The organism is Pseudoalteromonas sp. 1CM17D (assembly GCF_023161805.1).
GTDB lineage: Bacteria > Pseudomonadota > Gammaproteobacteria > Enterobacterales > Alteromonadaceae > Pseudoalteromonas > Pseudoalteromonas atlantica.
In genome coordinates this window covers 264068-286994 of sequence record NZ_JALNTP010000002.1, presented here as the reverse complement: position 1 = coordinate 286994, position 22927 = coordinate 264068, and the positions used below count along the sequence as shown (strand labels likewise).

General features: G+C 40.8%; 16 protein-coding genes. 6 read left to right on the top strand and 10 right to left on the bottom strand.

The genetic code is table 11. From position 1 onward, the window contains the following. Positions 1–36: 36 nt before the first annotated feature. Positions 37–354 (top strand): hypothetical protein, encoded by a 318-nt coding sequence (locus MSC25_RS04990; RefSeq protein WP_024033101.1) that lies wholly within the window; start codon positions 37–39, stop codon positions 352–354. Between the two features lie 127 nt (positions 355–481). On the opposite strand, the gene MSC25_RS04985 is transcribed toward MSC25_RS04990, so the two are convergent. From MSC25_RS04985 to MSC25_RS04975, 3 genes are all read right to left on the bottom strand, one after another. Further along, positions 482–1483 (bottom strand): D-Ala-D-Ala carboxypeptidase family metallohydrolase, encoded by a 1002-nt coding sequence (locus MSC25_RS04985; RefSeq protein WP_248442802.1) that lies wholly within the window; start codon positions 1481–1483, stop codon positions 482–484. Positions 1484–1498: 15 nt separating this feature from the next. Further along, positions 1499–2815 (bottom strand): L,D-transpeptidase family protein, encoded by a 1317-nt coding sequence (locus MSC25_RS04980; RefSeq protein WP_248442801.1) that lies wholly within the window; start codon positions 2813–2815, stop codon positions 1499–1501. Positions 2816–3026: 211 nt separating this feature from the next. Continuing rightward, the gene (locus MSC25_RS04975) at positions 3027–4004 is read right to left on the bottom strand and encodes a DNA topoisomerase IB (protein ID WP_248442800.1); all 978 of its coding nucleotides are present in this window, start codon (positions 4002–4004) and stop codon (positions 3027–3029) included. 342 nt (positions 4005–4346) lie between these two features. On the opposite strand from MSC25_RS04975, the gene MSC25_RS04970 reads away from it, so the two are divergent. Together MSC25_RS04970 and purU are read left to right on the top strand one after the other, a co-directional pair. After that, complete coding sequence (locus MSC25_RS04970) at positions 4347–6233, top strand: hypothetical protein (RefSeq protein WP_248442799.1); 1887 nt, start codon at positions 4347–4349, stop codon at positions 6231–6233. A 296-nt stretch (positions 6234–6529) separates the two neighbouring features. Further along, positions 6530–7360, top strand: coding sequence for a formyltetrahydrofolate deformylase (gene purU / locus MSC25_RS04965; RefSeq protein WP_024033106.1), 831 nt, complete (start codon positions 6530–6532; stop codon positions 7358–7360). A 309-nt stretch (positions 7361–7669) separates the two neighbouring features. Here purU and MSC25_RS04960 read toward each other — a convergent pair whose 3' ends face one another. The 3 genes from MSC25_RS04960 to acs form a co-directional block, all read right to left on the bottom strand. After that, positions 7670–9265, bottom strand: coding sequence for an AbgT family transporter (locus MSC25_RS04960; protein ID WP_054982716.1), 1596 nt, complete (start codon positions 9263–9265; stop codon positions 7670–7672). 307 nt (positions 9266–9572) lie between these two features. Beyond that, a complete protein-coding gene (locus MSC25_RS04955) occupies positions 9573–10223 on the bottom strand; it encodes a response regulator transcription factor (protein ID WP_004586197.1) in 651 nt (216 codons plus the stop codon). Between the two features lie 104 nt (positions 10224–10327). Further along, complete coding sequence (acs, locus tag MSC25_RS04950) at positions 10328–12268, bottom strand: acetate--CoA ligase (RefSeq protein WP_024033109.1); 1941 nt, start codon at positions 12266–12268, stop codon at positions 10328–10330. Between the two features lie 418 nt (positions 12269–12686). On the opposite strand from acs, the gene MSC25_RS04945 reads away from it, so the two are divergent. Beyond that, a complete protein-coding gene (locus MSC25_RS04945) occupies positions 12687–13856 on the top strand; it encodes a DcaP family trimeric outer membrane transporter (RefSeq protein WP_248442798.1) in 1170 nt (389 codons plus the stop codon). A 404-nt stretch (positions 13857–14260) separates the two neighbouring features. Continuing rightward, positions 14261–16387 (top strand): TonB-dependent siderophore receptor, encoded by a 2127-nt coding sequence (locus MSC25_RS04940; protein ID WP_248442797.1) that lies wholly within the window; start codon positions 14261–14263, stop codon positions 16385–16387. A gap of 336 nt (positions 16388–16723) precedes the next feature. Here MSC25_RS04940 and recA read toward each other — a convergent pair whose 3' ends face one another. Both recA and MSC25_RS04930 read right to left on the bottom strand, forming a co-directional pair. Further along, a complete protein-coding gene (gene recA / locus MSC25_RS04935) occupies positions 16724–17767 on the bottom strand; it encodes a recombinase RecA (protein ID WP_004586193.1) in 1044 nt (347 codons plus the stop codon). A gap of 65 nt (positions 17768–17832) precedes the next feature. Further along, positions 17833–18324, bottom strand: coding sequence for a nicotinamide-nucleotide amidohydrolase family protein (locus MSC25_RS04930; protein ID WP_248442796.1), 492 nt, complete (start codon positions 18322–18324; stop codon positions 17833–17835). Between the two features lie 21 nt (positions 18325–18345). On the opposite strand from MSC25_RS04930, the gene mutS reads away from it, so the two are divergent. Further along, positions 18346–20931 (top strand): DNA mismatch repair protein MutS, encoded by a 2586-nt coding sequence (mutS, locus tag MSC25_RS04925; RefSeq protein WP_248442795.1) that lies wholly within the window; start codon positions 18346–18348, stop codon positions 20929–20931. A gap of 132 nt (positions 20932–21063) precedes the next feature. Here the strand turns inward: mutS and rpoS are convergent, their stop codons facing one another. Beyond that, a complete protein-coding gene (gene rpoS / locus MSC25_RS04920; RefSeq protein ID WP_248442794.1) occupies positions 21064–22038 on the bottom strand; it encodes an RNA polymerase sigma factor RpoS in 975 nt (324 codons plus the stop codon). Positions 22039–22073: 35 nt separating this feature from the next. Next, positions 22074–22898, bottom strand: coding sequence for a peptidoglycan DD-metalloendopeptidase family protein (locus MSC25_RS04915; RefSeq protein ID WP_248442793.1), 825 nt, complete (start codon positions 22896–22898; stop codon positions 22074–22076). Positions 22899–22927: the final 29 nt, after the last annotated feature.

Genomic DNA, 22927 nt, shown 5'->3' with positions numbered 1-22927 from the left:
GTAAAGCTAACTTTAATTAAAAAGGACTTATCTTTAATGAAAAAAGGAATAACCACGCGCTTTAATATCTTTGCAACCATAGCTTTGTGGGCTATTAGCTTGTTGTATACGTTAATGACGTTTGATGTAGGGAATGCATATCAAAGGAATAGCCTTATTGATATTTATATACAAACATTCACAGTAAAAATGGTGCTACTGCTAGCAATGTGGATTATAAGCGCCTGTATTTTGTCGGCACTATTTAAAGAAGTTTGGAACCGTTTAATTTCAGACATCTTCAACCTTCGCTTAATTGGTTTGAACGAGTCTTATACCTTATGTGTTTTAATAACATGGCTGTTATTGAGTTAAATCTTTGCTCTTAAATTTTGAGTAAAAGGTAAAAGGTAATCAATATTTAACAATGACCTGCTTAGTATTGGCAAAAAAATTGCCAATACTTTTTATGCTAACGTGATTACTAACCATGAAACATATATTACTTACTCACCCAGCGCGCTTTAAAACCACGCGTATCGACATGTATAAATGCACCGCGATGCGATTTTGGCCCGTAAACACCTAAACCGCCAAGTAAGCCTTTAAATGATTCTCGCTTAGCGAGCGACTCCACTATACCAGCCATAGCTTGTGCATCACCAATAGAGTGCTTGCCGTCTTTGTTTATATCATCCATACGGTAGTCGCCATCGTTATCTATAAATATATCGGCAGCGTCGCCAAACACATGGCGGCTAAGCTTTACGTTACCAATGGCTTTGTTGTAATAAGGGGTGCGGTAACCGCTCATTACCACCATATTTTTAACCGGTATGTTTTCTAAAATCAGCTCTTTGCGTATTTTTTCAAGTTTAAGTAACAACTTATTTTGTAAAAATAAGTATTTAGGGTGCTTACTTCGTTGCTTACTCACAAATTCTTTAAGAGAAAAATGCGGTGATATTTTTATATTTTCGTTCTCTGGGGTCACCTTTACAAAACCATCGGGCACTATGTAATGCTTACTATCTTTAATTTGTGAGGGCGTTGGGTAATGGCCAATGTGGTAATATTTAAGCTTTCCACCTTGTACTTCATCTGCAGGTACTTTAACAAACACATTAATTGTCATACGTTGCTTTTTGTCGGGGGATTCAATAATTACCCGTGTTAAGCCAGGCTTTTTAGGCGCCTGCCACTGCCAGCGGTTTGTATCAGTTAAGGTGGCGTTGCTATGGTTATTAATAAATGAATAGGGTCGTTTTGATTGTGCGTAAAGCACTTCAAATTCAACTGCCTCATTAGGCATCACAAATACAGAAAACACCGAATACGGCATTACTATGTCGTTAATTTTTAGGCTAAACTCTGCATCTTCAAAATTTGCTTTATTTTGAATATCAACGCTTGGGTGTGCTTTTTTCACGGGCTCGGCGGCATAACTACTTACACTTACGCAAAGCGCTAATACGCCCCCTAAAATACACGGTATAAACGGCATAATTCCTCTCATAGTCTATTTAATCAATGCAGCAATGACTGACTGATCTTCGTTTTTTAGTAATGCTTTTGCGTCGTGTTGATAAATATCGTCTCTAAAATTAACGAACATGTCTTCATCAACCCACGCCGTCCAATACACTAAATGAATAGGTAAGGGCTCATTTAAATAAAAAGTTTGAGTGGTATCAGTATCTCTGGCTTTATCCACTTGCTTAAGGGTGCGCTCTTCACCTTGGTGCTTAATTATTTCACGCGCCAATGAAAATGGCTCTTCAACCCTTATACAGCCATGTGATAGCGCACGCTGCGCTTGGTTAAAACGCTGCTTTGCTGGAGTATCGTGAACATAAATGGCCTCAGGATTTGGAAACAGATATTTCACTTCGCCAAGTGGGTTTTCATCCCCTGCACGCTTAACTAAAAAGTGATCAAACTGATAGGGCTTAATAGCCTGCCAATCAATATTACTGGGGTTAACTGTTTTAGAATCTAGGTAGCTGTTTTTTCTAACTTCGATATTATTTTTAGCAAGGTACTGAGGATCTTTTGCCACCTTTGGTGCTATTTCTTTGGTTGCAATAGAGGTTGGTATACGCCACTCAGGGTTTACTACAAATTTTTCGATTTCGTCACTAAAGGCAGGTGTTTCCCAACTCGGCTTACCCACAATAACGTTATTTTGTAGTTTTACTTCGCCTGCTTTTACATAGCGCAATGTGTACTCAGGTATGTTTACATACACATACTGCGAATCACTTGAGCCTGCGAAGTTAGTTATGCGGTAAAAGTTAAGCTTTAATTTAGCCAATTTTTTCTTAGCGGGTACATTAAGCTTAGCTAAGGTGCGCTTTCCTACTCGCCCATCAACCTTTAAACCGTGGCGACGCTGAAACTGTTGCACAGCCTGCTCAATGGTTTTATCAAATGTGCACATTGCGGTGTCACATACATTGCTGGTTAAGTCACGCTCTTGATACAAACGCAGCGCCAACTGACTCACCGCTTTACTAGTGCTGCCAAGTTCAAGCAACTCATTAGTGTATAAAGGGGTAAACCCGCCACTGTTAACTATTTCTGTGTACCAGTTAATTGCTTTTTCGGTGCGCGCGATTAACTGTGCTGCATTTTGATCAAAATAATAATCGCCATTTTGCAATTGTTGTTGCGAGTTGTAAGTGGTTAATGAAGAGTTGGCAAGTGCCACACTTTCAAGATCTGCACTGCCTAGCGCTTGCCCTGTTAGCATGGCGCTAACGCAGCCTGCAAGCGTAGCGTGTAACGTAATGTGCTTTACCTTTGTAGACAATGCCTTTGAAAATAACCCCTTCACTTTGTACCTCCTCGCTAAATATCATTGATAAATGCTTTTGTACTTACTGCTTAACAGTAATTTGAAGGTGCAATGCAGGTGCCAAAATAAAATAAAAACACAAAACACTGAAATATAATAACTTTTTAAACTTTTACATGGTAATTAAAAAACACTTCAACTACGCAATTATGTAATTTGGTTGCTGTAGTGTGTAAAGTTGCTATAGCAATTAGTCTTTTAAAAAGGCCAAAAAGCCACGCTCATAACGACTCAAGTATTTTGTTTTTCGCGGTAAAGAAAGCGACTCTCGCCACGCTGTTTGGGTTTGCACATCCTCTTTACACAAGGCAATTAAATCCGGGTGAACATACGATTTACGGGCAATAGCGGGCGTATTACCTAGCTGCTCAGACACGCTCTCGAGCATACTTTTTAAACTAAGTGCGCCTTTTGCTTTTACAAGTTGCTTAAAGGCAATAACACTCGCTCGCCAGGTTCTAAAGTGCTTAGCGCTAAAGTCCTCACCCATTATTTGTTGAATATACTGGTTAATTTCACTAGAGGTTACGTTTGTGCGCTCTCCATCGCTTATATATTGAAACAAATGCTGACCGGGTAAATCTTGTAGGTCTTTAATTACATGGCTAAGCACTCTGTCGGTTATGTTTACCTCGCGCTCTTTGCCCGATTTAGCCCGATACCGTAGCTGTATATTTTTACCCGTAAGCTTAGCATGGCGATTGCGCAGGGTTGTGGCGCCAAAACTTTTGTTTTGCTTTACATTTCGCTCGTTACCTACCCGCAATGCACCTAAGTCCATAAGCCTAACTACCGCAGCTAATGTGCGCTCTACGCTGAGCTCATCCCCTTGTAAATCGTTTTCTAAACGGGCACGCAGTAATGGCAGCTTATTGCCAAACACCCCACAGGCTTGGTATTTTTTCGCCTCTTGTTGAGCTCTAAAGTCTTCATGGTAACGGTATTGCTTACGGCCTTTACTATCTATCCCGGTTGCTAAAATATGGCCATTTTCTTCAGGGCAAAACCAAGCATTTTTGTAGGCGGGCGGAAACGCTAACGCATTTAAACGATCAATCACTTTTTGATCCGTAATTTGCTTTCCTATTGGGTCAAAGTACAGCCACGTTTTGTTTTTACGCTTACGTGTTATACCGGGTAAATTATCATCGACGTAGATTAGTTTCATTTATGCTCCTAGCAACTTATACCATCATCAATAAAGGTATCACTGTAAAATAACCTTAAACTGAACAACGTTATTGATATATAATCAAAAATTGAACAATAATATAAAAATCCGTTTAGTTTAATTACCTGCTTAAGTATATAAACTGCACCTTTTGGTACCGTTTAGCTATGCTCATTTTGGCCAAAATATACACGGATAATAATACCAACTCGCTTAATTAATTAGTCTATTTGAGCCCGGAAAAACATAGCTAACACTAGGTTTGCCCCCGCAAATGATTAAGTATTATTGCAAAACTGGTAACCCCTTAAATAATGTGCTGTTTACAAGGAGCATACAATGGCATTTGATTATGGTTCTATTGATCTTGGGTTAAAAAACCCCTTTAAGTTGGAAGGTAAAGTAACCGCGCTAAGAGGTATTATTGAGTCGGTAGCAGGCGTAAGTTTACTTGTTATAGCTGCAAGCTCGGTGAAAGAAAGTACCACCGCAGGCTGGATTTTAATGCTATTTGGCATGTTTATTTTAGCGCTGGGTATTCGCTCTTTATCGTCAGGTATTTATGCCACCTTAAAATACTTTGTAGGCAGAAACCACCCTACATCGCTTGCGTATAATTTTAGTAAGTCTGAGAGCTCTACCGCGCAAGAAGAAAAAAAAGAAGTAGCCTATAACGCCAAATCACTCGAAGAAATGCTGGTTGGTCGTAAAAACAGTACCTTTAAAGAGCCTAACGGATTTTTATCTCGTTTGTTACACAGCTTAATTCCCAAACTGTTATTTTTACCTTACCCAATTCGAAATGTAGCGCAGCGATTATTTGGCTCATGGGTGAGCACGCTTGTTGCTTTAGTTGCTTATGGGCTTGTAGCGTTTGTTTCGCTGTCGGGCTTTACTGGGGAAGCTGGCGAATTAGCCTTTCCGGTTTACAGTGCTATTTTAATGTTTTATGTGCTTTTTTCTTGGCGCTCAAGTAGCAAACCTATCTCTCGCAATGCTGAAAGAAACATTGAAGCGCTGGGAGGCGGTACATTAGCTAAAATTATTTCGTTGTCGTTTATTTTGCCGATTGTTATTGGCCTTTCTATGTCGTGGCTAATGCAAGAGCAACATATCAGCAAACAAGAAATAGACGCGTGGCTGGCACAACTGCCAAACTTGCATGCTGGCATATACCTCATTGCCATTATTATATTAGCAACGTTAAGCTGCGCATTAGTATTTACAATGATCAAAGCACGCTTAAACGCAGTGACCCCTACCGCCGAAGTGTCAGAATTACGTGAAAACTGGCAAGAGTCTGTTCACCCTGATGAAGTATTTATAAACCTTGATAATCTTGTCATGGCAAATAGACGCTACAAAGAAGTGCCTAATAGAGTTTACCGCGAGCTAGACCCAAAATTGCAAGAGCAAATAGAGGGTAAAGGCGGTTTTAAAGGCGAAATGATTCAAGAGGTTCAGCCTAAACTACACGCTATGGAGCTAGGTAAAAACTTTACCCTAGCCAGGTTAGTCGCGCTAATCAGTGCTAATTTACTTTATATTGTGGCGTTAGCATTAACGGTGTGGTTAGCCTATTCATTAATAGATATTTATTACTACATAGATAGCGCTAATATTAATAATTTACAGCAAGCGTTTAATAACCAAAATGTTATACAGTTTAGTAGCTTACTAATGAGCAGTGTTCATATTTTAATAATAGCAGTGATTATTAAAGCCTTTGCTCGTTTATTGGCTAACTGTGCTCATTTATTTTTTGCCGAAATGCAGTTTGAATCATTACTTGTGTACTTTAAGTGCGAAGGTACATTTACCGAATCTAAAATTTCAACGGGGACAGGTATTCACGACAGCACCCGCTCAGAAAACACCTTAGTGCGCAGCAGTATCACGCCATGGGTCATTGTCTCTCGTGTTATTACGAGCACGTTTGCTGCCACCGGTATGAAAAACCTTGAGCATCCTCGCCATATAATGGAAATGCACAAAGATGAAGGTCAATTACAAGCCATTAAAAATGATGTAATTGCCTTTCTAAAAGACCGCGAATCAATTGCTTCAATTACCAGTGAGCGCGATTTAGGTAATGCATCGCAAATACATCAATTAAACCAACAAACCCGTGCAATACCTACTCAGCAAGCAATAACAAAAGAGGATGAAGAGGCCGCTGGTTACCTAAGGCAAGAAGAGAACTTAACACCAGAGCCTAAAGCTTAATAATCGCTTTGCTATATTTGTAAAAGCTAAACTGCGCCGCGGTTTTAATCTAGGCAACTAGGTTACAAACCGTGCGCGCACTAAATACTTACCACTAAACCTTTTTTAAATACCCGCTTGTTAAAATTTATGGTGTTTATCTGCCTTATTATTAACGTATTTTTAATTGTCCTTCACTTTATTGAATCATTTATACCTATTTGACCGATTAATTCTAAATTTACGCATAAACCCCTTGCTTTATGCGTTAAAAACCAAATAATGAAGCAATTATAAACTGGGTAAGAATGAGGAAAATGAGCTATATACTAACCACCCAATGTGCCGACGATGTAGGCCTAATTGCCAAAATTACAGGGCTTTGCCACGCGCACAATTTAAATATTACACGTAATAACGAATTTGTAGATAAAGACGCCAAGCGCTTTTTTATGCGCACTGAACTAACCGGCGAGCCACAAAGTGACTTTTTATCGCAATTACGCGCTTTATTACCTGAGGGTGCACAACTTGCTCTACATGATGATACAAAAACTAAAGTGGTACTGCTTGCAACAAAAGAAGCACATTGCTTAGGGTCTGTATTACTTAAACAGTTTGAGCAAGCGTTAAATATTGAAGTATTAGCTGTGATTGCCAACTACCCAGATTTAGAGCCATTAGCAAAAGGCTTTGATGTGCCTTTTCATGTTGTTTCGCACGTAGGCCTAAGTCGCGCCGAGCATGATGAAAAAGTAGGTGATTTAATTGCCTCTTATAACCCTGACATTATTGGCTTGGCAAAATACATGCGCATACTAAGCCCTGAATTTGTGGGTCGCTTTGAGAACAAAATTATTAATATTCACCACTCGTTTTTACCGGCCTTTATTGGCGCTAAACCGTATCATCAAGCATTTGAGCGCGGCGTAAAAATTATTGGTGCTACGGCTCACTTTGTAAATAATGAGCTAGATGAAGGCCCTATTATTTTACAAGACGTTACCAGCGTAACGCACGCTAACACCGCTGAAATGATGGCTAAAATGGGTAAAGACGTAGAAAAAACCGTGTTTAGTAAAGCCTTACAACTAGCTTCTGAACACAAACTATTTATTAACGGTAATAAAACCGTGGTATTTAGCTAATACCATTTCGCATAATTAAGTGATCTATTTTGAGGATGGATAAACGTGTTGATAGCAAGGCAAAAAATTCGCTATTTAGTTGCTCTAAATGAGAATTTTTTAACGCAGATAGCGACACGTTTAGCCCCTGAAAATGATTAAGTATTATTGCGGATTGGTATAAGACCCCTTTTTACATACTATAAGGCCAGCAACAGGGTTTCCCCCTTTTGCTGGCTTTTTTATGCCTAACAGCTTAATTAGAGTCAGATATTAGCTGTAGCTGTGTTTTATCCGACACCGTAATTAATTGTAAATTGGCATCCACCATTAAGGTGTGTAATAAATAGGTGACTCAGGCCCTACTGGCAAGCCTAAAGCAAACACCCATACGTAAAATAAAATGACCCAACCGATAAAAAACACAATACTGTATGGCAGCATGGTGGCCACTAACGTTCCTATACCCATGTCTTTTTTATATTTAACTGCTACCGCTAAAATTAAGCCAAAATAGCTCATCATTGGGGTGATTAAGTTAGTCACAGAGTCACCAATACGATACGCCGCTTGAATGGTTTCTGGCGCGTAACCAATAAGCATAAGCATAGGCACAAAAATAGGGGCTGTAATCGCCCACTGCGCCGATGACGAGCCTAAACTCAAGTTAACCATTGCACACATTAATATAAACAATACAAATACTTCTGGGCCGGTAAGGTTTAACGCTTGTAATAGTGCTGCACCATTAATTGCCAAAATAGTGCCTAAATTAGTCCATTTAAAAAAGGCCACAAACTGGGCTGCAAAAAATACTAACACTATATATAAACCCATTGAGCTCATGCTTTTGCTCATTGCGTTAATAATGTCTTTATCGTTTTTCATGCTGCCAACAACACGCCCGTAAACAAAGCCTGGCACACTAAAAGTTACAAATATAATTGCGACTATTCCTTTTAAAAAAGGCGAGCCTGCCACTTGGCCTGTTTCTGGGTGGCGTAAAATACCATCGGCAGGAATAATCGTCCAAGCAAATAACGACAGCACCACTAATAGAGCAACACCCGCCCATTTTAGACCGGTTTTTTCTAACGCGGTAAGTGTATCAATATTGTTTTGTGACAAGTCGATACTGGCTTCATCGGGGTTATATTTACCTAAACGCGGCTCTACTATTTTTTCGGTTACGAGTGTACCCAGTGCGGCAATAAGTAATACTGATATCATCATGAAATACCAGTTAGCCTCGGCGCCAACCTCGTACGTTGGGTCAATCATTTGTGCTGCAGGCGTAGTTATACCTGCTAATAATGGGTCTATTGTGCCAAGTAGTAAATTAGCGCTATAGCCGCCAGAAACACCGGCAAAAGCAGCCGCTAAGCCAGCTAAAGGGTGGCGCCCCAAACTATGAAATATCATGGCTGCAAGCGGAATTAAAACCACATAGCCAAGCTCAGAAGCTGTGTTAGACATTATGGCCGCAAACACCACCATAAAGGTAACTAAACGCTTTGACGCGCCCATAACCATGCCTCGCATAGCAGCAGAGAGTAGCCCTGAATGCTCTGCAACACTTACCCCAAGTAGTGCCACTAATACAGTGCCTAAAGGCGCAAAACCGGTAAAGTTAGTAACCAGGCCAGCCATAATACGCTGTAGCCCCTCAGCACTGAGTAAGCTAACAACTTCAATTACTCCATCAGGCGCACGCCCTGCTGCCCCAATCGGTCTTGGGTCAATTGCGCTTAGCCCAAACCAATCAGCAATACCACTAATTAGCACAATTGAAACCGCAAATATCGCAAATAAAGTAATGGGATGAGGAAGCATATTTCCTAAAAACTCAACGGTTGCTAAAAAGCGATTAAATAAGCCGTTATTGTCTTTAGGTTGATTATTAGGTGAGTGTGTGGAGTCTGTCATACTTGGCTCTATAAATTACAAAATTGCGCTAACCTAGCATTGTTTGCAAAAGAGATCATGTATAAAAGGTAAATAACGTGTAGGTTTTAAGTTTAAAAAGCGCTGCTTGAGTGTATTGGCTTTTGTGGATTGAAGTTTATTCAGTCTTGCCATATCACCCAGAGCAGCGAATATCTGGTATTTGTAAGCGCTTATCACCTATAAACAGGCAATAAGCACATTAGCTAGGCACTGCTTTGCCTAAACACCAAACATACGGCTTTAAATTTATTTTAAACGATAAACAAATTTTAGCGCTTTTAATATTTTAAGCTTGCTCTATTGGTTCTAGTTGTAATTTAGCGGCAATAAGAACGGCTTGGGTACGGTTATAAACGCCAAGTTTTCTAAAAATTGCAGTAATGTGTGCTTTGACTGTTGCCTCAGAAATATGTAGTTCGTAGGCTATTTGTTTGTTTAGTAACCCTTCATGAAGGTATTGCAATACACGATATTGCTGCGGCGTTAACGATGCAACCTGCGCAGCAATTTCTCTGTCTTCTCCTTCTATTTCGGCTACTTTATTTTTTAACTCTTTTGGAAGCCACGTATCGCCTTCTAGTATTTGGTTTATAGCATTAGCAATATCATCTGAAGATGATGACTTAGGAATAAAGCCCATTGCGCCATAACCCATTACCTTAGACACTATGTTTATGTCTTCACTTCCTGAGACAACCGCTATGGGTAAGCTTGGGTAGTCTTCGCGAATGCGGATCAGGCCATATAAATCACCATTACCTGGCATGTGTAAATCTAGCAGTAATATATCAAGATCTTCTTGTTCGCTAAGTACTTGCAGTGTGCTGTCAAAATCTGATGATTCAAATACCTCTAAATCGTCAAACTTAGCACTTAATGCTCCTTTTAGTGCCTCGCGAAATAACGGATGATCATCCGCTATTAAAAACTGACTCATGGTTCGCTCCTAATAAATTCGGCTGCCAATAAGGTATAAAGTACTTACTGGCAGCCGATATACTACGTTTAGAATCAACTTGTAATCAAGTTTTTAACGCGCATTTAACGATTTAATCGGTTTTCTATGAGCTCATCTACCACGGTTGGGTCTGCAAGTGTCGATGTATCCCCTAGCTGTTGGTGTTCATTTGCGGCTATTTTACGTAAAATTCGACGCATAATCTTACCTGAACGCGTTTTTGGTAGGCCTGGCGACCATTGAATCATATCAGGGGAAGCTATTGGGCTTAGCTCTTTACGTACCCAATTACGTACTTGAGTTGTCAGCTCATCACTTACAGTAACACCCTCATTTGGCGTAATGTAAACATAAATACCTTGGCCTTTAATATCATGCGGATAACCGACTACGGCGGCCTCTGCTACAGCTTCGTGAGCTACTAGCGCGCTTTCTATTTCAGCGGTGCCTAAGCGATGCCCTGATACATTAAGCACGTCATCAACACGCCCTGTGATCCAGTAATAGCCATCTTCATCACGACGACAGCCGTCACCTGTAAAGTAAACACCGGGGTAAGCACTAAAATAGGTTTGTTCAAAACGTTCGTGGTCGCCATAAACAGTACGCGCTTGTGAAGGCCAGCTATCTAATATCACTAAATTACCGTCAACGGCACCTTCTAGTGTATTACCCTCTGCATCAAATAGAGCCGGCGCAATACCAAAAAACGGATGCGTTGCTGAGCCTGGCTTAGTTTGGGTGGCACCAGGCAGTGGGGTGATCATAATGCCGCCCGTTTCGGTTTGCCACCACGTATCTACGATTGGGCAATTAGCATTACCAATATTTTCGTAATACCACGTCCATGCTTCAGGGTTGATGGGTTCTCCCACCGAGCCTAAAATGCGTAAACTTTGACGATTAGATGACGCGGTTGGCTCATCGCCTTTGGCCATTAACGCTCGAATAGCGGTTGGTGCAGTATATAAAATGGTTACGCCGTGCTTATCAATCACCTCACCCATGCGCCCTGCGGTTGGGTAGGTAGGCACACCTTCAAATACCACTTGCGTACAGCCATTAACCAGTGGGCCATAAGCAATATAGCTGTGGCCGGTGATCCAACCTACATCGGCGCTACACCAATATACGTCGTCCTCTTGTAAATCAAATACGTATTCGTGGGTCATTGATGAGTAAACTAAGTAACCCCCTGTAGTATGCACAACCCCTTTTGGTTGGCCAGTAGAGCCCGAAGTATATAAAATAAAGAGTGGATCTTCTGCATTCATTGGCTCCGGTTCGCACTGCGCCGGTTGGTCGGCAACAAGCTCATGCCACCAAATATCGTGCTCGTTCCAATCAACTTCGCCACCGGTTAGCTGATGTACAATAACGTGTTCAATGCTTGTCACCGACTCTTGTGCTACGGCTTCATCAACATTCGCTTTTAAAGGAACACAATTACCAGCTCGGCGGCCTTCATCGGATGTGATCACCACTTTAGCGCCTGAATCTTTAATTCGATCTGCAATGGCTGAGGGAGAAAAACCACCAAATACAACCGAGTGAATAGCGCCAATACGTGCACAGGCCTGCATGGCGTAAATTGCTTGCGGCGTCATCGGCATATAAATAGCAACTCGGTCACCTTTTTGTACACCCAGTTTTTTTAAACCATTGGCAAAGCGCGCCACTTCATCATGTAATTGTTGGTAGGTAATGTTTTCACTTTGGTTTGGGTTGTCTCCTTCCCAAATAAGCGCAACTTTATCGGCTTTGGTTTTTAAATGGCGGTCAATACAGTTATAAGAGGCATTTAAAACGCCATCTTCGTACCATTTTATATCGATATGGCCTTTATCAAATGAGGTGTTTTTTACTTTAGTATACGGAGTAAACCAATCTAAGCGCTGGCCATGTTCACGCCAAAACCCTTGTGGGTCATCAATCGACTGTTTGTAGAGTGTATTATATTTTTCGTTATCAACTAACGTCGTTTTTTCAATATGTGCAGGAACAGGATAGATACTTTGTGACATCTCAGTCTCCATTTTAATAACTTGCCATGATTAAAGGATTACTCAGCAGTACTTTATTAAATATTAGACCTTAGTTGTACAACCCTTCTAATTAACATTTTGTGGTTTATAATCTCGCCGCTCATGACTTTTTTACATAGAAATACAGTATGTTAAATATAAGTAAGTGGCCATTGAATTACTCTTAAACCTTCGTCTTATAGACCAATAGGTAATTGAGTAAATTTTGCACATATTTAAAAGTGGTTTTCGGACATTAAAATAATGATGCAGCCATGCAAGTTAAACACTTATTTAACGAACTCATAGCGTGATGCAAGATAAATAAATTTTTATTCGTAAGTAATACCTGTAGCAAGTAATACATTTGAACGTTTAAAAAGCAACAAACAACAAGTAGCCTTTAAAGGACACCACAATGAAATTTACCCCATTAAAAACTCTTGCAGCGAGTGCTGTATTATGTGCTTTAACAAGCACGGCTTATGCGGCAACTGCAGCTAAAGTAGGTAACACCGAATTTACTTACGGCGGATACATTAAGCTAGATACAATGTGGAGTGATTACTCTGCAGGCGCTCCTGATGGCTCAAATGTAGGGCGTGATTTTTACGTACCAAGTACACTGCCTGTAGGCGATGACGATGATTCGGATGCCGTATTTGATATGCATGCACGTGAGTCACGTTTTAACTTTGGTACGTCAACGTTAATGGATAACGGTAAAACAGTTAAAACTAAAATTGAGTTAGACTTTTTAGCATCTGCACCTGGCGGTAACGAGCGCGTATCAAACTCTTATGCTCCACGTATTCGCCATGCATTTGTAACTTACGATGGCTGGTTATTTGGTCAAACATGGTCAAACTTTCAAAACGTGGGTGCACTTGCAGAAACACTAGATTTTGTAGGCCCTGCTGAAGGCACTGTTTTTGTTCGCCAAACGCAAATTAAGTACACAACCGGTGCTTGGTCGTTCTCACTAGAAAACCCAGAAAGCACAATTACCACTCAAGGTGGCGCACGTGTAGAAACAGATGATGCGTCACTTCCTGATTTTACTGCGCGCTACACACACAATGCCGATTGGGGTAACTTTGTAGTTGCAGCACTTGCTCGCCAACTTACTTATAAAGTAGGCGATGTTGACGCTGATGAAACCTCGTTTGGTATTAGCGCTTCGGGCCGTGTAAATTTTGGCGAAGACTATCTTAAATTTATGCTTACACAAGGTAAAGGCCTTGGCCGTTACGTGGGCTTAAATGTTGCCCATAGTGCAGTGCTTAATGGCGATGAACTAGATGCAATAGACTCAACATCTGGTTTTGTTGCTTATCAGCATAAATGGACAAGCCAGTGGCGCTCAACTTTCTTATATTCTTTCTTTAGTGCTGACAACAACACCGATCTATTAACAATATCAGGTGACCCTGTTGAATCAAGCCAAAGCTTTAGTGCAAACATTTTATACTCACCGGTTAAGCGTTTAACATTTGGGGCAGAGTTTAAACATGCCGAGCGCGAAACAGAAAGTGGTATTGACGGCGATTTAGAGCGCTTACAATTTTCTGTAAAATACAATTTTTAATTAAACATAGTGATCACAATAAAGCGGCTTAGGCCGCTTTTTTTAGCTATACAACTTGAACTCTGTTTAAAAGGTTTAATAGTACTGTGATAGTAATGGTATTTAAGGGTGCTTTTTTGTCTGAGATTTTCAGTAAATTAAACACGGTTAGCGATTAAACAAGCTTAAATAGCAGCATTTGGAAGAGCTCAGATAAAAGTTTGTACAGAAATAGCACCCTCTTTGCGATTAAGGAGTATTACCTTAGCTTAAACTAAGCGGCTATTTAGTTTCTAAAATCCACTAAATCCCCACAATTTCGGATAACTACTAATTATTTTGCACAAACAACAAACATGTTATTGAAAATCACTCTCATTTAGATTATGTTATGCACTTCTTTTTTGAACCTATTGGAAAAACACATGTCGTCCCAACAAATTTTGCGTTTATCTAAGCTAAGCCTTATTACTTCACTTGTTTTATCTGGTCATGCATTTGCACAAGAAACTACAACAAATACAGATGACTCATTAGAAAAAATAGCAGTATATGGCCAGCATCATAAAAACTACATCACAGAAGATGCGCAATCTGCTACAAAATTAGGCCTAACAATCAAAGAAACCCCACAAAGTATTTCTGTTGTTTCTCGCGCTTTAATGGATGATTTTTCACTAGATGATATTAACTCAGTGCTAGAGAGCACCCCCGGTGTAACTGTAGAACAAATAGAAACTGACCGTACTTATTTTAAAGCCCGTGGCTTTGAAATAACAAACTTTCAGGTTGATGGTTTAGGCATCCCACAAAGCTCAGGCTCTATTCAAGGCACTTTAGATACGTCTATTTACGACCGTGTAGAAATTGTACGTGGTGCAAACGGCCTTATGACTGGCGCAGGTAACCCATCTGCAACCGTAAATATGGTATTAAAAAAACCAACTTACATAACTCAAGCGCATGCATCTGCATCGTATGGTTCATGGAACAACAAACGTTTAGAAGTAGATGTTTCAACGCCAATTAACGACGACCACGCTGTGCGCGCCGTATTTACCAAGCAAAAAGCGGAGTCATACCTAGATCGTTACGAAACAGATAAAACAATTGCTTATCTTGCTTACGAAGGCAAGCTAACCGATGACACAACATTAAGCATCAACTATGTTAACCAACAAAAAGATGCCGATAGCCCACTTTGGGGCGCACTCCCTCTTTATTACACCGATGGCACAGCAACAAACTACGACGCCTCTACAAGTACGGCATCTGATTGGTCTTACTGGGATAACAGCGCAGAGCAAGTATATGTAACACTTGAGCAAAACCTATCGGCTACGTGGGTTGCAACAGCGCGTTACGCACATATAGAAAACGAGCAAGACTCAGAACTATTTTACGTATATGGCACACCAGATAGCGAAACTGGCCTTGGTTTAACCGGTTACGCAAGCCGTTACGACTACGAAGATAAGCACGATTTATTTGATTTATACGCCAGCGGTAAATTTGATTTATTTGGCCAAGAACACGACTTATCATTTGGTGTTAGCCAAGCAAAAATGGATTACAACGAGCAATCGCTTTACGATTACACCACGGGTAACGGCTTCCCAGCAATGCCTTCGCTTGATACGTGGGATGGCGTAGTACCTGAAGCAACCCTTGCTGATGGCTTAAATGGCAGTGACATAGAAAACAAACAGCAATCCGCTTATATGTCTACTCGCATTAAATTAAGCGCTCCGCTAAGCGTATTAGCAGGTGTACGTTACACTGATTGGGAAACATCCGGCACTGCTTATGGTGTAGAACAAACACGTAACGACAGCGAAGTTATTCCGTATGTGGGGGCTGTTTATGACTTTAATGAATCGCTTTCAGCCTATGCAAGTTACACAGAGACTTTTGTGCCACAAAAAGAGCTTGATATTAATGCTGAGCAATTGGCGCCAATTACTGGTAAAAGTAGCGAAATTGGTTTAAAAGCACAGCTTTTAGACGACCAAGTATTTGTAACCTTTGCTTACTTTGATGCAAAACAAGAAAACCTAGCTGTTGCATTACCTGATTCATTACCAAGCGATACTCGCTATTATGGTGCTGATGGTATCACCAGTGACGGTTTTGAAATTGAATTAAGTGGTAAAGTAACCGAGGATTTAAGTGCAAGCATCAGCTTTAGTAATTTAAATATTGATGGTGATGATTTAGTTGAAGATTACACGCCAGAGAATCAGCTAAAACTTGCTGCAACTTACCAAGTACCATTTGTTGAAGGCTTAACTTTTGGTGCAAATTATCGTTGGCAAGACTCTGTTAGCCGCGTACAGGTTAAAGATGCAACCGGCGCAGCACTTGTAACCACGAACCAAGATGCTTACGGTATTCTTGATTTAATGGCTAACTACAAAATTACAGAAAACGTTGGGGTTACTTTTAACGTTAATAACACCACAGATGAAAAATACCTGCACAGCCTATACTGGGCTCAAGGTTATTACGGTGCGCCGCGTAACTACGCGCTATCTGTAAACTGGCAGCTATAAGTCGCTTTTTTAAAGTACGGCTTTTAAATTTAAACGGCACTTTTTAGTGCCGTTTTTGCTTTAAGCCCCTTTAAGTTAAAACGCTTATCCTCCCTCCTTGCGCTATCTACCTTATGTAAAGTATTTGCAATAGCATGCTTTTATTACTCGCCTCAATTAAAAAGCGAACTTGTTATCCAGCCTCGCTGTAAATATGGCTAAGTGCTATTTAAACTGCATCTATTAAAGCCTGTAAGGTTATCGTTTTAATGTGCTTTAAACACAAAAAGGCGCTAACCATTGCTGGTTAGCGCCTTTTAAAGCTCGGGTCAAATCAAGCTTAGAGAACGTTTACACTTAAAGGTCAGACTCAGCGCCTAATACATCTTCGCCATCTTCTGGCTCAACCGTTGCCTTTAATAGCAACATATCACGTAACTTACCTTCAATTTCATCTGCAATTTCTACGTTTTCTTTCAAAAACTTAATAGAGTTTGATTTACCTTGGCCTACTTTATTGCCATTGTAGCTGTACCAAGCACCTGCTTTTTCAACAATTTTGTGCTTAACACCTAAATCAATTAACTCACCTTGTTTAGAAATACCTTCACCATACATAATGATGAACTCAGCTTGTTTAAACGGTGGTGCAACTTTGTTTTTAACTACTTTAACGCGGGTTTCGTTACCTACTACCTCATCGCCTTCTTTAACAGAGCCAATACGACGAATATCAATACGCACTGATGCGTAAAACTTAAGTGCATTACCACCTGTTGTTGTTTCAGGGTTACCAAACATTACACCAATTTTCATACGAATTTGGTTAATGAAAATACATAGCGTATTTGAGCGTTTAATATTACCTGTAAGCTTACGTAGTGCTTGCGACATTAAACGTGCTTGTAAGCCCATGTGCGAGTCGCCCATGTCGCCTTCAATTTCAGCTTTAGGTGTAAGCGCAGCAACAGAATCGACAATAACAACATCTACAGCACTTGAACGTACTAACATGTCACAAATTTCTAATGCTTGCTCACCGGTATCTGGCTGAGACACTAACAGCTCATCAATGTTAACACCTAACTTTTGTGCGTATACCGGATCAAGAGCATGCTCAGCATCAACAAAGGCACATGTTTTGCCTTCTTTTTGAGCCTGCGCGATAACTTGCAAAGTAAGCGTTGTTTTACCTGAAGACTCAGGGCCATACACTTCAACAATACGCCCCATAGGCAAACCACCTATGCCTAAAGCAATATCAATCCCAAGTGAGCCAGTAGATACAGCATCAATATTTAGGGCTTTGTTATCGCCCAGTTTCATAATTGATCCTTTACCAAATTGACGCTCAATTTGTGATAGAGCAGCGTCCAGCGCTTTTTGTTTATTATCGTTCATTCTGTTCTCCAAATCCGGCTAATGCGAACAAGTATACTGTATGAAATCACAGTATCAAGTGAAATTTATAATTTTATCTTCTCGATAGTTTTTTTCAATGAAAATTCAATAGCTTGCATTCTAACTTGCGCTCTATCGCCGTTAAATATTTGTTTAAAAGTAAATTGTTCATTGGCAATTTGTATGCAAAACCACACAAAGCCAACTGGTTTATCGGACGTAGCGCCACCTGGCCCAGCAATGCCCGAAATTGCCACGGCAACATCAGCTTTGGCAACGCTTGCGGCACCAAAAGCCATCTCTTTTACTGTTTGCTCACTCACCGCACCAAATTGCTCTAGCGTAGTATTGGCCACATTAAGCAGTTCATGCTTAGCTTCATTACTATAAGTAACAAATGCGCGGCCCAAATAACCTGAGCTACCTGGCGTATCTGTAAGCGCATAACTCACTCCGCCACCAGTACATGATTCAGCGGTAGTGATCCATAAGCGTTTATCCGTTAAAATAACGCCCAATTGCGCAGCAAGTGTTTTAATCTCTTGATGTAATTCCATATTCAGCCTTTGGGTAAATACATGTCGTTTGATCTTTATGCACCGCACACTATAAAACAACAAACCCCTATGATGCAGCAGTATCTAAAAATAAAATCAGAGCATCGCGATATTTTATTGTTTTATCGTATGGGGGATTTTTATGAACTCTTTTTTGACGACGCTAAACGCGCGGCCCAACTACTCGATATTTCGCAAACGCATCGCGGTAAAGCCGGCGGCGATCCTATCCCTATGGCGGGTGTCCCTTATCATGCAGTAGAAAACTATTTAGCTCGTTTAGTGCAAATGGGCGAATCGGTTGCTATATGTGAGCAAGTTGGCGATCCAGCAACCAGTAAAGGGCCTGTAGAGCGCCAAGTCGTACGCATCGTTACACCGGGTACTATTTCAGATGAAGCGCTATTGCAAGAACGCCAAGATAACTTACTCACTAGCGTATGGCAAAATAAAAAAGGGCTATACGGTATTGCCTACCTTGATATAAATTCAGGGCGTTTCAACGTAGTTGAAGTTAACACCGACGAAGCATTTACTTCAACCCTACAGCGCTTAGCACCCGCTGAGCTTTTATACTGTGAAAGCTTTGAAAACACACACTTAATTGAGCATATAAAAGGGGCACGGCGACGCCCTGAGTGGGAGTTTGACCTAGACACCGCGCAACACTTACTGTGCGAGCAGTTTGGCACCAAAGATTTAGTTGGTTTTGGTGTAGATAAAGCGCATGCTGCTTTGGTCGCTGCGGGTTGTTTAATGCAATACGTAAAAGATACACAACGTATTGCGCTACCCCACATTCGCGCTATTACGCTTGAGCATAACGAGCACGCTGTTATATTAGATGCGGCAACACGCAAAAATTTAGAACTAACCGTTAATTTATCGGGCGGCTTTGAAAACACTTTAGCGCAGGTACTTGATAAAACCGCTACGGCCATGGGGTCGCGTTTACTTAAACGCCGCATTCATACACCTGTGCGTAATAAAAATGAGCTTAACTCACGTTTAAATGCCATTAGCGCTATTTTAGATGTGCAGTTATATGGCGAGTTACACGATTCATTAAAAGAAATTGGTGATATAGAGCGCGTAATAGCACGGCTTGCTTTATGCACGGCACGCCCGCGCGATTTAACCCGACTGCGCAGTGCCCTACAAGCACTCGCACCACTGCACGCATTATTAAACGATGCTAATGATGAGCGTATCGCTAGCATTGTTCGCCACTCTCCAGAGCTGCCTGAACTACAAGCTTTACTTGAGCGTGCTGTTATTGATAACCCACCAGTACTAATTCGCGATGGGGGCGTTATTGCACCAGGCTACAACAGCGAACTCGATGAATGGCGAAATTTGAGTAAAGGCGCTACCGATATACTTGAGCAACTAGAACTTAGAGAGCGCGAGCGCACCGGGATCAGCACATTAAAAATTGGCTATAACAAGGTGCATGGCTTTTTTATCGAGGTAAGTCGTGCAAATTCACACTTAGTACCTGCTGATTATATTCGCCGCCAAACGCTTAAAAATAATGAACGCTACATAATACCTGAATTAAAAGAGCACGAAGACAAAGTGCTTGGCAGCCAATCAAAAGCTCTTGCGCTTGAAAAACAATTATATGAAGAGCTATTTGAGTTTATAGCCCCGCATATTGAACAGCTTCAAATGATGGCTGGCGCATTAGCTGATTTAGATGTATTGAATAACTTAGCAGAGCGAGCACAAACGCTTAACTATGCTAAACCACAGCTATGCGATGATGACAATATAAGCATTAAACAAGGTCGCCACCCTGTGGTAGAGCAAGTAATGAAAGAACCTTTTATTGCCAACCCTGTGGAGCTAAATAGCCAGCGTAAAATGTTGATTATCACCGGTCCAAACATGGGTGGTAAATCAACCTATATGCGCCAAACAGCACTTATCGTATTGATGGCGCATATTGGCTGTTATGTCCCTGCTGATAGTGCAAAAATTGGTAATATTGACCGTATATTTACTCGCATTGGTGCAAGCGACGATTTAGCCTCTGGTCGCTCTACTTTTATGGTAGAAATGACCGAAACTGCCACAATATTAAATAATGCAACTGCGCAATCTTTGGTATTAATGGATGAAATTGGCAGAGGCACCAGTACCTACGATGGCTTGTCACTTGCTTATGCAACGGCTGATCATCTGGCACAAAAAATATCTGCTAAAACATTATTTGCTACGCACTACTTTGAATTAACGGAACTTGCCGAGCAAAAAACCGGGCTGGTGAATGTACACCTAGATGCCATAGAGCACAACGACACCATTGCATTTATGCATACTGTGCTTGATGGTGCAGCAAGTAAAAGCTTTGGCTTACAGGTCGCAGCGCTTGCCGGCGTGCCTAAAGCCGTGATAGCCCAAGCAAAACAAAAGCTTAAACTGCTCGAAAACCACCAAAGTGTAACAGCGCCTAATGCTGAGCAGCAGGCGTTTTCATTTGCTAATGAGTTACCTGCGCCTGAGCCTTCAGAGGTTGAGGAGCAGCTCGGTGCCATTGACCCTGATAACCTATCGCCGCGTCAAGCACACGAGCTTCTTTATAAATTAAAAGCACTACTTTGAATATAGGTAACTTGAGCGGTGGTTAAGATGCTGATAACACTGTAAATAGTATTTCTTGGGGGTCGTAAGACATAAAAAAAGCTGAAGGTTTTATCCTTCAGCTTTTAAACACATAGACAGTATAAAAGGGAGTTACGAGAACTGGTCAAACAAACTTTCTGTGCTTAACCCTTCTTGTTGTAAAATATCTTTTAAACGACGTAATGCTTCTACCTGAATTTGTCTTACGCGCTCTCGCGTTAAACCAATTTCACGGCCAACATCTTCAAGTGTTGATGGCTCATAGCCAAGTAAACCAAAGCGACGCGCTAATACTTCACGTTGTTTAGGGTTTAACTCACCTAACCAATCAACAATATGTTTGTTAATATCATTATTTTGAACTTCGCCCTCAGGGCCTGCGCTTTTTTCATCGGCAATAATGTCTAACAGTGCGCTGTCGTTCTCACCGCCAATTGGCATATCAACTGAGGCAATTTTCTCGTTTAAGCGTAGCATTTTAGTTACGTCTTCTACGGGTCTACCTAGGCTTTCAGCAATTTCTTCAGCAGTTGGCTCATGGTCTAGCTTTTGTGTCAGCTCGCGTGCTGTACGCAAGTAAACATTTAATTCTTTAACTACATGTATTGGCAGGCGAATTGTGCGCGTTTGATTCATAATGGCGCGTTCAATTGTTTGGCGTATCCACCACGTTGCATAAGTCGAAAATCTAAAACCGCGCTCTGGGTCAAACTTTTCAACAGCGCGAATTAAACCTAGGTTACCTTCTTCAATTAAATCTAGAAGTGCTAATCCTCGGTTGTTATAACGGCGGGCAATTTTTACAACTAAACGTAGGTTACTTTCAATCATACGCTTGCGAGATGCTTCACATCCACGTAGCGATTTGCGGGCAAAAAAGACTTCTTCTTCAGCGCTAAGTAGGGGAGAAAAACCAATTTCTCCTAAATAAAGTTGGGTTGCATCAAGGTTTTTAGTTACTTCCTCTTTTGCAAATATCTCTTCTTCGCTATCAACCTCTTCAAGTAATGCTGCAGTTTCTTCTACTGCGGTGTCATCAAATTTTTCGTCGGTGGTGTTTTTGTCAAGTTTTGCTGCGTTAGCCATAAGCCTTCTCCCGAGCAATTATCAATACCTAAAAATTAGGGAAGGTATTTAGCAGGATTGACAGCTTGCCCACGGTAGCGAATTTCAAAACGAAGCGCAGTGACCGAAGATTCTGACTTGCCCATTTCTGCTATTTTTTGTCCTGCCTTAACTTTCTGCTTTTCTCTAACAAGTAGTTTCGAGTTATGTGCATAAGCACTTAGGTAATCATCATTATGTTTCAAAATGATTAAATTACCGTACCCTCGAAGCGCATTACCCGCATACACCACCGTTCCTTGTGCTGCGGCTAAAACTGAAGCCCCTGTACGGTTAGTAATCTGTAAACCCTTGTAACCGTTTTCCTTATTAGAAAAGCGTTTAGTCACTTTGCCCTTTGCAGGCCAAAACCACTTTACTTTACTGCTCGACGAAGGTTTAGCATTACTAACTATTTCATTGGCTTGTTTTCGAACATACTCTCGTTGTTTCGGCTGATCAAGATTTTTCTTTAATTTTTTGTTAGTTTTTTGTTTTATTTTAGTGGATGTTATTTTTTGTTTAACGGGTGAATTGCTAGCAAGCGCATGGCTAGTGGTGGCTGCAAGCGAAACCACTTGCCCAGGATAAATAACGTAAGGTGATGGAATTGAATTGTTTTTTGCAAGCGACCTAAAATCTTGCCCTGCACTAAAGGCAATGGAATATAAAGTATCCCCCTTTTGTACTGTGTATTTATTGCCATTAATGTTAATGCCTTTTTGAAAGTCATTAACATTAGTATTGAGGCTACTAACTGGAGCAGGTATATGGCGAGATGAACACCCCGAAAGAAAAACAACAATAAATACAATTACATATAATGCGTACTGACTATTCAAGGTGTTTTGCTCCGAAATTTAAAAAGTAC